Consider the following 12,027-nt stretch of genomic DNA (forward strand, 5'->3'; position numbering starts at 1 on the left):
TGTGGGTATGGGCTCCAATGCGTTCAAAACGAGTTATTTTATCTGCTGGCACTTCTTTTATCGAAGTCAAAATTTGTCACCTTAGAGTGAAATTTGACAAAGGCATCAAAAACAAACTTGTATATAAGTTTTTAATTCTGCGAAAATATAATTTAACCGAGCTAGCAACGTTTTTTAGGCGAATTTTGGTTTTAATGCTTTTGTTTCGCATGCATCTACGCATTCAAGGCAGTATGTGCATTCGGGATGATTGAACTTTTCCCATGGCAAATCAAGAATCGGAACTTTCATGGGACATGCTTCCACGCAGCTGCGGCAACTCTCCTTTGTGCAGTGTACTACATCTCTTTTTAACCCTAGAAAACTGAAACGATTTAGCAAAGCCATCATGGCTCCTACCGGACAGAAGTATCGACACCAACTTCTGGGAGTATAGACTGCTAAAGCCAAAACAATCGCCAATATGAACAAGCGGGTCCAAAACAATGGCGAAAGAGCGCCTATCCCCCCTAAGATGTCTTGGAACGGTGGCTCTGCATGAAATGCTTTAAGCGCTACGGTGGGTAGCGTTGCAAACAACGTGTCATGAGGGCTCAACGCGTTAAAGGGTGCTTGGGCGAAAACTCCCAGAGCATCTTTGTAGCTTCCACCGATTCCCATCACTGAGGTGACTGATACTGTTATGCTAATAAACAAAATTGCTCCAAGAATTATATATTTGAAGTAAATCATGTCTTGATGCGTCCTAGGTGAAATTTCCATATGTTTTCTTTTTATGTAGCCAAGTATGTCTTGGATAAAGCCAAATGGGCAAGCCCAGCCACATAACGTTCTACCCAAGAGCACTGCGACTATAAGAAAGGAGGCAAGAGGAAGCCATGGAAAAGTGGGTTCCCAAAGCATGTACTGCATCGCTGCAAAGGCGTCTCCTACAGTTTTTAGCGGGTTTCCTAAGCTTTGTAGAATTGGCAGGAGAAGCAGTAAGGGTTCGAAGCCGAATAAGACAGCATTGAGAAGTATAAAGAAGGCAAACTGACTGATTATTCTCAAAGTTCGTATGCGAAAAACTTTGCGCTTTATGTTTGTCAAATTCTAGAAGTGCCCCTTGTTTTCATGTTTTTAGAACGTGAGTTTAGGTCACAGATAAAGCTTGCGAAAGAGCCTTCTATCATTACCATGTGCCCGAGGGAAAAATGGAAAGCGTCATATCATAGCTACCAACTTTCTCCGTAGTTTCCAGCTGCAGCCACTATATCAAGAATATCTATGTCTCCGTCGCTGTCTATGTCGCAGTTAGGGTCGTATTGTGGGTCTGGTTTTGATACGCCATAGATGCCGGCCATGCGGACAATGTCGAATATGTCTACGTCTCTGTCTCCATCAATATCGCCAGGCAATGTCACTAAGATCGTGCCATCAACCATTGTGTTGTCAGCTGTGTCGATTTCGCCTGTAACGGTGTCTGCTATGGCGCTTATGGTGTAGTTGCCGTAAACAAAGCCTGTTGTGTCCCACGTGAATGCTAAGGTTTGGTTGTCTCCTGCGTTTAACGTTACTTGTAGTATTCCGATTACGATCGAGTCAGCGTAAACAGTTACGTTGAAGTTCTCTGTGAAATTGCCTTGATTTTCAATCGTAAGGTCTATGCTCATGTTAAATCCTGTTCCAACTATTGTCTTGCAGGGTACAACAGTCAAGACAGCTATATCGCGGCACAAAACTATTTTATTTGACATTGCCACATCTGTTGCCCCATCATTATCAGTGACCGTCAAGGTAACTGTGCAATTACTAATATCAATGTAAGCATGGTCAACTGTCACTCCAGTAGCATTGGCGTCGTCACCAAAATCCCAAAAGTAGAGAGCAATGAAACCATCTGGATCGTAACTGTCTGAGGCATTAAAATGGATAATCTCGCCCGTGAGCACACTCTCAGCTGATTCCGTGAAAATGGCGACTGGAGGTCTATTCAGAACTATTTTAGTTGAAGCAACTGTGTGTATTGCTTCATCGTCATCCGTTACTCTAAGTGTTACTGTGTAGTTGGCGTTGTCAGCATAAGCGTGTTCTATCACGGCTTCTGTAGCGTTGCTGCCATCGCCGAAATTCCAGAGATATGAAACTATAACACCGTCAGGGTCATAGCTTTCAGTCGCGTTGAAAGTGATAAATTCGTTGGTGTAAACAGTTTCAGCAGACTCGGTGAACAAGGCGAGAGGAGGACGGTTTAAAACAGTCTTAGTGGTGAGGGCAGAGTCTGTTGCTTCATCGTCATCAGTAACGGTCAAAGTGACTGTGTAGTTGCCATCGTCAGCGTACGCGTGTTCCGTAATTACTCCGGTAGCGTTTGTTCCGTCACCGAAGTTCCAGAAGTAATAAACAATTGTTCCATCCGGGTCAAAACTCTCGCTCGCATTAAAGGCGATGATTTCCCCGGTGTAGACTGTTTCTGCGGATTCAGTAAAACTTGCCATGGGAGGTTTGTTGATGTATAAGTAAGCCCAAATCGCCTTTTGCTCGTCCACCACGTTCTGCCCTACGAAATTAAGTAAGATTTTGTTTTGATGTGATTGTGGTACTATAACATCGCCGTCAATCAATGTGACCTCTCTGTTCAACCTTATGATTCTTCGTCTCTGCTCCCACGCCGTAGAGTTCCTTATCTTTAGCCAAGCACTCTTGTCTTCCAATGTCCACCAATGTACGCAGACTTTTTCTGAATCTGGGTTCCAACATATCACTGGCCATGAATAAACAGCACTGCTTAGCGATTCGCTTGTTAGGTGAGACGTAACAAACTCGTCTTTAGTCTCCCACGCTTCTGTCGTGTAGTTGCGGAAACTATATTCAACCCTATTGTTCGTTCTGCGATAGACAATGTGGACATGTCCATAACTGTCGGAGACAGTGCTGAAATGGTAATTGCTTGACATTGTGTAATCCGAGGCGTTTTCTAAAGGTCCTAAAGTAGGGTTGTGCCACAATCTTCCCATAGGTGGCTCCTCGTTTCCTGCACTGCAGTAAATTATGTAGATTTTGTTATCCGGCAAGCTTAAAGCAACTCCAGATACTAAATCATTATCTGGATTTTCGTTGATTTGCTTTGGAAACCCACTTGCCGTCTGCCATGTTCCATTGCTATGGTTGTTTTTGACCAAGTTTATTGTCTTTGAATTTGGGTCTGTTCGGTTGCCGAAAACAAGGTATGGGTAACCGTCCGTGTCTGTGACAACCGCGCAAGCATAAAATCTTTGTGATGTACCAGCGTCAACCGCAACTTGTTCTGACGCGCTCCAAGTTATTGCGCCGTTAGAATTTAAGACTCCCTTTCGATAATATATGTTGTCGCTTGTTCTTTCAGAGTTGTATAAGTAGTGTATAGTTCCGTTGAAGCCATGAACGTAAAACTGAAAGCCACTATCACCGACCCTTATGGTTTGCGAAGAGTTCCACGTTTGTCCATCTTCGGTTGATGTGCACTTGATGTTTGTTCCGTCGCTGTAGAACTTCCAGAATCTTCCAGTTACGTTGTCATAGAAATCTTTTCTGCCATAGCTATGTGCTATTGGCGAACCGCTAACGTCCTCTATATATTGCAGTAGGTCAGGACTGAAGTTCTTCACAGGGTAAACAAACAAAACCTCCGCCTGTTCCCAATTGTTGTCTGTGTCGTTCGCCCAAAATCTGTAACCCAAAACAGAAGCCGCGTCGTTTTGCAGTGTTATCGTATGATTACTCCAAGCTTCTATTCCTTCTAAGGCGCCTGTTTGGGCAATCCAGTTTCCGCTTGCGTTATGGTACAAAGCGTAACCGCTCAATCCGTCGGGGTCGGTCCATTTCACAGACAACATTACTTGACCACCTACTTTACCATACGTCGCTGTGCCCGTCTGCAGTGGGACTGGACCGTTATAGATTCTCAAGTATGCTCTACGCACAGCAACAAGATGAAAACCAGCAGAAAGCGATACAATTTTCAGTTTCGCATCGTTGACTTTTGAAATTGTATCTAGTGTGCTGGTTATGTTGATTTTCGTCCACCTGTACTCCAAGGTTAGGTTGAAAGACCCTAAATCTACCTCGGACGCCCCATTATCTAAATGAAACTTAGCTTCTTCAATGGACACTATGTGGCGAGTTTTCCATTCAATCATTAAATACACAGTTTGCAAGGTTGTCAGGCTTGTATCTTGGAATTGGAACCATGAGCAGTTCCCCGTTCCCATGGACGTTATGTAACTGTCTGTGTCATTATGCAAGTAAGGGTTGTCACCGGTGAATACCCAACTCCCATTTTCGGTGTTGTCGAAGTAGTTTACCCAACATTTTTTCTGGGCTCCCTGCTGCTCATCTCTACTCCAAATTCCACAGGTCGCGTACATATTGTCTCTTTCAACCCAAACCGGATCGTGAGTTTTGTCCACAAAGGTGTACGTGTCTCTATCGCGTTGGGTTGGATTCCTTAATGCATTGGTGCTTCCCTCAGCATTGACATAGACAGCTTTAGAAGCCTTAATCGATTGGAAACCAATTGCTAACATGGCATTACAAATCAGCAAAGTCAGTATAAGAGACGAAACTACTCCTTTCACACTTTCTCCCTAAATACAATATGCCTTAAACATTATTATCATTTCTGAAAGAATGTTCTATTTGTTGATGAATGTGGACACTCAGTTCTCGGACGCGGAATACATTATGTGACTGTTTGGTTTTTATTGAAGACGCTGATTTAATCATAACGAGTTTTTCTGTCTCTTTTCTCTAAGAAACACTTTTGTTCCATGCTTCAGTAGCTCATGCATCCTTCCGGGGTCGGGCACAAAACTAGGTAATGTTTCGCTGTCCATTTGCACTAAGGCTATGAAGCGGTTTGGTCTGCTTAGAAAGGTTGCTTTCAAAAATTTTTCTTTGAATGTTATTGCACTCACCAAGTTTAGTGCCTCAGTTTTGTTGTTGGATTTTCTAGTTTTTCTCCATTCTACTATTTTCAGGCAGTAATTCTGTATTATTTCGGAGAGTTTAATACCGTCTTATAGTTTACTCTCTAAATCTGCGAAATATAGAAAGAGGTATTGTTATGGACAAAAGCGACAGGAAAAGATTAGCTATCGTTGTTCAAGGTGGTACTTTAGATAAGCTTTATTGCACTTTTATCTTGGCGTCTACAGCTGTAGCAATGGACATGGAGGCGCATTTGTACTTCACTTTCTGGGGTTTGAACATGCTTGTGAAAGGCGCCATGGAAAAAGCGGGTTTGCCCGCAACGTATAAGCATTTAGAGGAGAAAATGAGGAGGAACTTGGAGAGGATGAAGTATCCTACGCCTTATGAAATGCTCAAACGTTTGAAGAAATCTGGTTTGCTTAAGATATATGCTTGCAGTCCAAGTATGGAAATGTTTGGAGTTAAGAGGGAAGACTTGATTTCTGAAGTAGACGAAATTGCCGGTGCTGCAACTTTTCTTGAAATTGCCGCCGAAGCAGATATAACGCTGTTCATATGACGCAGTACTAGGAAACAATTTTCTTCTCTGCTTTTTATTTGGGCGTGGAGCATTTTAGTTAGAAGCGATATTTTATGTGTATCTGGAGAATAAGATGAAACGCGTTTTGGTAGTTGTTGGTACGCCTGGCGTTGGCAAGTCTTCTGTTTCTAGTCTGTTAGCCTCTCGTCTGGGCGGTGTACACGTTAATTTGAGTGATCTAGTCAGGAAGGAAGGTTTGAGCTGTGGCTTGGATGAGAAACGTGGGACTTTGATTGTTGATCTAAAGGAGCTTTCTAGGCGAGTCAGCGAGATTATTCAGCAATCTGTAGGCTATATTATTATTGATGGTCATTTTGCCATGGATGTAATAGGGGTTGATAATGCTTTCTTGGCTTTTGTTTTAAGACGTAATCCAGACAAGTTACGGGAGGTTTTAAAGGAACGAGGGTTTAAAGAGAGTAAGGTTGCTGAAAACGTTGCAGCTGAAATTTTGGATGTTTGCCTATTTGACGCTGTAATGGCTTATGGCAAAGAAAAAGTTTGTGAAGTTGATGTTTCAGATAAAACGGTTGAGGAGATAGTTGATGAAATAATTTGTGTTGTTGATGGGCGTAGGAAATGTGGCGTTGGCGTTGTAGATTGGCTAACAAAGTTGGAGTTGGAGGGGCGCCTTGACGAGTTCCTAGCTTCGTTTTAGTATTTGTTTAGTTTTTGTCTGGTTAAGAGCGTTACACCTTTTCGGTTTGCGTAGGCTTTTGCGTGGCTGCTGAATTTTTCTGAAATTACTATGGGTTTTTTAACGCCGACGTCTTCTGATGCTTTGTCGAAGTTTATGACTATGTTGACGCCGACTGTGCGTTTCCAGTTGAGTATTTTGACTACGCGTTTTTCGTTCGATTTGGTTATTAGGAGGTTGAATTTGTGAGGTATGCCGGATGCGCCTTCTAGTATGATGGTCTGTTCTATTTTGTAGCCTTTTTTGCGAAAGTATTTTGCCGCGAGTTCGTTGAGGGTGATTGTATTAATGCTCATCTAACCTTGCTCTTTTTATGGTTCTGTGTTAAATACTTATTTGTGTGAAAAAAGTTTTCGCAGGTTTCGTCTATGTATTTGATTGTGGTTTGTTGTAGTTGTGGAAATTTGTTGGTGGCTGATGGTGAGAAGAAGAGTCGGAGATGTCCCTATTGCGGGGTTAGGGTGTGGTTGGTTAAGGCAAGGCGGCTGGGGAGTGCTGAGACGGCCAGAGAGGCATCTGAGTTGGTGCAGTATCTAAAGCGGAGGAAGAGCTGAGCAGATTCTTAATTTGACTGGGTCGTCTATGCATAAGCTTAACAAGTTTCAAATACGAGTGTGGGCTTTCGGCGTGTGCGGTGCTCCTAAGCTCTCTTAGATTTTGTCTGCCCCTAAATATGTTTCTGATAGATGCTGATATGTTTGGTCATTTTTGAGCATATAGATGTTACATAAATCTTTCGAGTTTAGTCAGCCCGATGATTTCGTCAAATTCTAATCCTAGCGCGTCTAACACCTGGTCAAATGTGGACTGTAGATAGGCAACGTATTTGTCCACATCAACTTCACTATCTGCTGCAAACTGCATCGGCATTACACTACTTAATTCTTTTTTTCCTCTGACAATCATTTCCCTAGGTTTTATCTTTATAAAACTCACACGATCCCCGGCTTTCATCTCAATTCCCTTATCCTTTAAGATCCTCGCCGCCCTCACATGTTGAGGAGTGGTCTTCACATAATGCTCAGGTGCATCTCCAAGCACTACGTGAAACGCCAAATCACCTAAACGGGTCCATTCTCGTCTTCTTAGACGTGAATAACGGTCTAAAACAATTTTCTTAATGTCCTTCTTAGCCGCTTCAAACTCAGCAGAAGACCCGACCTTTCCAAGTCTTCCTTTCATCTCGTCAAAGGCATCCTTAATAAATCGGGGAATATGCTTCTTCTTTCCTGTCAATCCTTTAACATCAACACTGCCATCCTCAAGAACACCTAAATAATTCTTTTTACGAGAACTAAAAACTGCATAGCGATAAACCTTGTCAACGTCCAAGCCCATCTTCAACTCCTTCTCAGACCATCCTGCTAGCTCCCTAATTTGCGCCTTTGAAGGATTCTTTAAAAACACGCTGTCCGTATCGCCATAAAGAACCTCAATGCCTAACTCTCTCGCTTTGTCAACCATCAACGTTATAGAATGCCGCCCAATTGCAGCCGTTGCCTCCGCAACAGGCGGACAGTACAAATCAAAGGACTCCGCTCCAAATACGCCATAGCTCGCATTCAAAATAACTTTCAAAGCTCTTTGAATAACACTGTACCAGTTCCTAACCCCTGCCGACAACGTCTTATCCTTCGCTTTCGGCTTATACCACATCACTCTTAGATCTCTCAAAGAGCCTATGAGCAAGCTCTCCAAAGCCTTTTTCTTGCGACAGACCCAATGTGGAGTATCAGGAACAATGTTATCTTTACATTCTTCATGAGGACAAAGTATCGTTTGATAGCCCAAATTCCAAATCTTAATAATAGAGGGGTATAGGCTTGGAAAATCCATCACTGCTACGTTAAAATGAACCCCAGGTATTGGCTCAACCACAATTGCACCTTTATACTTTTTACCTTTAATGATAGCAGTTGTAGCTGTTTTTCCCTTCAAAGCTAAAATATCTTTTGTATTAGGAATCAGCATGCCTCGCCTACGATGTTCAAAGTGCATGAAGTTTCTAATCCAACGGGACACTCCTTGTCTGCTAACGTCTTCCATAGGCATTTTACTAATTCGTGCAAGCACTAGAATCAACTGCATCGTAAGGTCGTCATCAAAGCTCGTTAACTTAAAAGTGATTTCTGCGTCGCGCAGACAATAACGCGCCAATTCAAAATAGTTTAGATCGGAGAAATGTTTGTCCAACTCAATTTTCGACAAGCCAATTAAAGCCTTGCCTACGTCATTAAGCGTCACGTCGCGATACTTGTTGTTGAAAGCGTAAATTTGGATGGAACGGTTGTAGAAAAATTTGTACAAATCAATGTGGACACCGTTCTTCAGCAAACAGACGCGACGACGCACCTCAATGGGAATTTCATTTCTCGATATACCTAACTTCTCTGCTCTGTGCGCCAAATACGGCAAATCGAAGTCGTCGCCGTTGAAAGTAATGACAAAGGGATAATCCCGCAGAACCTTGAAAATAGCCCGGAGCAAATCCTCTTCACGTTCAAAAAACTCCACTTTCGTGGCGGAAGGCAGTTTTTCCACACCTTCCCTCACGCCTTTTCTTCTCAACAGCAAAACTTGGTCATTGCCGTCTGTGGTCACAAGGGAAGCACAGATAACTTGATATGGCGCTTCTTGAGGGTCAGGTACACGTGTTGCCACTGGTGAAAAAACTTCGATGTCTAAAGCGACACGTCTAAATGATGGCGCGGGATACTCCAGCAGTCGTGCCCACCGTGCAATGTGTTCCCTCTCCTCTGCTGTTTCGCCGCCAAATAGAGCTTTAATTTTTTCCACGGCGCTTTCTGCAGCATCCATCTTTGCAGGCACGAGTTCTCGGTTTTCAACGGTGTAAGGCATGCCTGGCACTAAGTTGCGGTCGTAGATGTAGCATTGATAATACTTAATCGCCGCTTCCCAAACTTTGGCCTCAGGCTGCTCAGGCTCTGCGATTTTCGCGTGTTCTTCGGGGATAATCTCGCGCAAGCATCCTCTCGGTCTACCTCCAATCGCTAGCGGATCTTTCGCCACCACTTTCGTAAGCGTTACAGTTTTGTCGAGAAGTGCATTGAACTTCTCCACTGTATCAAAGTGGTCGAAACCTGGATGAGTCTTTACGCCTTCCAGCTGGTCTAATTCGTAAGGGGATAGGTTTGTGAGAAGGTATGGTTTATGCCCAGTAGTGTCATGCCAAAAGTAGATGTGTTCAGTCTTTGGTTCATACAGTTTGATGCAGCCGATACCTCTTTTTCCGTCATAAGAGGCGGAAACGAAGTATGAGGGTGGAAGCTGCTTAGGGTCCTCTTTTTTCAGAACCGTTTCTGTCGTCGTTTTCTCTTCTTTAGGCGCTGCTGTCTGCCTGGTTGATTCTTCTCGCTTCTCTTCTAAAGCTGTAGGGACGGGTTGTAGAAATTCTTCTAGTCCCTTTTGTTTCGCCATCGTCTCCGGTCTCATTCACTGTATATGCATCTCAAGGTTTTAATAAATCGTCCGTTGCATCAAATTGCGGTGTGTGAAGTTGCTGCGTGATGCTTGGGCATTAGCTGTTGAAGCCTTATGCTGGGTTGAATTAAGAAGGTCAAGTGAAAGACTCGCACTAACCAAGGCGTCAAAACAGCTAGGTGTTCAAGATCAAAGCGCAGTAGGTTTAGCGCACAAACTGGTGCTAGAAACTGTTAGAAGACAAAACTTTATCGATCAAATGATCAACACCCTCTTAAAACCAAACTCTATTAACGATTTTCCTCCTGGCGTCCGTGCCTTTTTGCGTCTCTACGCATACGAAATAAAGATTAAAGGAAGTGACAGTTACGAAAAAGCAGTAAACATAGCTAAGGTCGGTCGTTCTATTCTAGGGTGGCGAAGGCTAAAGAGCGCTGAGGAAGTTTTGGGCCCCTTGCTTAGTTTGGAGCCAAAAGAGGTTTTGAAATGCTTAAACGATGCGGAAAAAGTGTCTCTGCAAATGTTTCAGCCGTATTGGTTTGTGAAATACTGCTTTAAATTGTTTGGTCGCCACGAAGCATTGCAATATTTCGAGAGCACAATTTTGAGCACGCCCGTCTACATTCGTATCAACACTCTAAAGATGCCAGACGAAGAAGAGTTGCTGAAAAAAATAGGCGCCGAAGGAATAACTCTAGAAAAAGCGCAAGGATTGCTACACACGTATAAGGTTGTTAAGAAGAAAAAGCCTCTCGTGAGAACCGACAGCTTTAGCAACGGTCTATTCTATATTCAAGACAAAGCAAGTTGCCTAGCTGCAGAGGTGGCTGCCCCCGAAGCTGGCATGACCTTGTTGGATGTCTGTGCAGCACCTGGCGCAAAAACCACATATCTAGCTCAGTTAATGGAAAATCAAGGCATAATTTACTCAGTAGATTATTCCAAGCGGAGAATGAAAGTTTGGGAACGTGGAATCAAGAGAATGGGTGTAAAAAATGCCCAGCCCGCTGTTTGGGATGCGTGTAATCCCTTGCCTATCCACGATGTTAAGGCTGACCTTGTTGTTTTGGATCCGCCTTGTACCAGCACTGGAGCGTTCAGTCGGACACCCTCGGCTAAGTGGCGGCTTTCTAAACGGTCAATAAAGAATATGGCGGCGATTCAGTGGAAAATGCTAAACAATTGCGCTAATCTCGTGAAGGAAGGCGGTAGCCTAGTCTACTCAACGTGCAGTATAACTGTTGAAGAAAACGAGATTTTGATTGAGCGATTTCTAAAGTTGAACCCCGAGTTCGCATTAGCAGAAACCAAACCTCGAATAGGAGAACCAGGACTTCGAGGTCAAACCAGTAGCCAACGCCTGTATCCACACATTCATGAATGTAATGGTTTTTTCATCGCAAAGCTTGCAAAATACGGTTAGCGTTTCCGTGTTCTTTCAGTTTGGCAGAGGGCTTCTAAAAGTATTTTTGCGGCTTGAATTGCTGTAACCGCATTATCGTAAGGCGGTGTCACTTCTACCAAATCTATACCAACTGTGCGGGTGTCGCAGAAGCTGCAAATGAGGTCTAAGAGAGCGTGGATAGATAGTCCATCTGGCTCTGGGTTTTGCACTGCTGGTGCAAAGGCTGGGTCAAGCACGTCCATGTCTATTGTCAAATAGGTTCTTTTACAGTTTTCCACAGCTTTTTTGATGGCTTTGACCGTTGTTTCCAACCCGTTTTCCAGTATCTGTTTCGTTGTAAAGTATTGTATTCCAGCTTCCCTTGCGTAGGTTAATTCTTCTTTGCAGACAGCTCTCGTGCCCACTTCTACAATTTTTTCGGGTTTTACTTGCTCGTTGAGCCTTCGCATAAAGGTTGTGTGACTTGTGGTCAAGTCCATATACTTGTCGCGAAGGTCTAAATGAGCATCAAAACTTATCACCGCCGTGCTCCTGCCGGTCACGCCGTGCATTGCACCTAAGGTGAGGGTGTGCTCTCCACCGATAAGCAAAGGTGTTTTCTTGGATTCTACCAAATCTCTTACTGTGTCTTCAAGGCGTTTTAAGGTTATTTCCACGTTGTTGCTGATGTGGAGGTCGCCCAAGTCGTGAATCCTCAAGTCTTCTGCGTCAAGGTTTGAGCGGAAGCTGAAGGTTTCAAGATTTAGTGATGCTTCTCGTATGGCGAGAGGTGCGAACCTTGCGCCTGTTCTGTAAGTGCTGGTTACGTCAAATGGGACACCGATGACGATGTAATCGGCTTGCTCAAATGGTGTTTGGCATCCGCTGAAGATGGGAGAGTGTGAAACGTAAAGTTCGAAGTTGCTCATGTTCTCATCTACTATTCCTATCGAGTCTACTAATCCTAAATGTTTT

At 43.6% G+C, this 12,027-nt stretch carries 10 protein-coding genes; 4 read left to right on the top strand and 6 right to left on the bottom strand.

Translation table 11 applies throughout. The annotated features are described in order from the left end of the window. Positions 1–174: 174 nt before the first annotated feature. The 3 genes from KAU88_01505 to KAU88_01515 all read right to left on the bottom strand — a co-directional run bounded on the left by KAU88_01505 (position 175) and on the right by KAU88_01515 (position 4,934). Entirely contained in the window at positions 175–1,089 is a 915-nt protein-coding gene (locus KAU88_01505; GenBank protein ID MCK4477187.1) for a 4Fe-4S binding protein, read from the bottom strand. Positions 1,090–1,214: 125 nt separating this feature from the next. Continuing rightward, a complete protein-coding gene (locus tag KAU88_01510) occupies positions 1,215–4,595 on the bottom strand; it encodes a PKD domain-containing protein (protein ID MCK4477188.1) in 3,381 nt (1,126 codons plus the stop codon). A gap of 144 nt (positions 4,596–4,739) precedes the next feature. Further along, positions 4,740–4,934: a hypothetical protein gene (locus KAU88_01515; protein ID MCK4477189.1), complete on the bottom strand. Its 195-nt coding sequence runs from the start codon at positions 4,932–4,934 to the stop codon at positions 4,740–4,742. A gap of 149 nt (positions 4,935–5,083) precedes the next feature. Here KAU88_01515 and KAU88_01520 point away from each other — a divergent pair, with 149 nt between their 5' ends. Further along, complete coding sequence (locus KAU88_01520; GenBank protein MCK4477190.1) at positions 5,084–5,509, top strand: DsrE/DsrF/DrsH-like family protein; 426 nt, start codon at positions 5,084–5,086, stop codon at positions 5,507–5,509. A gap of 94 nt (positions 5,510–5,603) precedes the next feature. Then, entirely contained in the window at positions 5,604–6,188 is a 585-nt protein-coding gene (locus KAU88_01525; GenBank protein ID MCK4477191.1) for an adenylate kinase family protein, read from the top strand. Here KAU88_01525 and KAU88_01530 read toward each other — a convergent pair. Next, positions 6,185–6,523: a restriction endonuclease gene (locus KAU88_01530; protein MCK4477192.1), complete on the bottom strand. Its 339-nt coding sequence runs from the start codon at positions 6,521–6,523 to the stop codon at positions 6,185–6,187. The genes KAU88_01525 and KAU88_01530 overlap by 4 nt on opposite strands. A gap of 72 nt (positions 6,524–6,595) precedes the next feature. Between KAU88_01530 and KAU88_01535 the strand changes: the two genes are divergently transcribed. Then, complete coding sequence (locus tag KAU88_01535; GenBank protein MCK4477193.1) at positions 6,596–6,781, top strand: DUF1922 domain-containing protein; 186 nt, start codon at positions 6,596–6,598, stop codon at positions 6,779–6,781. 169 nt (positions 6,782–6,950) lie between these two features. Here the strand turns inward: KAU88_01535 and KAU88_01540 are convergent, their stop codons facing one another. Beyond that, complete coding sequence (locus KAU88_01540) at positions 6,951–9,665, bottom strand: DNA-directed DNA polymerase I (protein ID MCK4477194.1); 2,715 nt, start codon at positions 9,663–9,665, stop codon at positions 6,951–6,953. A 73-nt stretch (positions 9,666–9,738) separates the two neighbouring features. Between KAU88_01540 and KAU88_01545 the strand changes: the two genes are divergently transcribed. Further along, positions 9,739–11,091: an RsmB/NOP family class I SAM-dependent RNA methyltransferase gene (locus KAU88_01545; GenBank protein ID MCK4477195.1), complete on the top strand. Its 1,353-nt coding sequence runs from the start codon at positions 9,739–9,741 to the stop codon at positions 11,089–11,091. Here the strand turns inward: KAU88_01545 and speB are convergent. Further along, on the bottom strand, positions 11,088–11,981 hold the full coding sequence (gene speB / locus KAU88_01550) for an agmatinase (protein ID MCK4477196.1): 894 nt from the start codon (positions 11,979–11,981) through the stop codon (positions 11,088–11,090). The two genes, KAU88_01545 and speB, sit on opposite strands and share 4 nt — an antisense overlap. Positions 11,982–12,027 lie beyond the last annotated feature (46 nt).

This window comes from Candidatus Bathyarchaeota archaeon (assembly GCA_023131225.1).
Lineage (GTDB): Archaea > Thermoproteota > Bathyarchaeia > Bathyarchaeales > SOJC01 > JAGLZW01.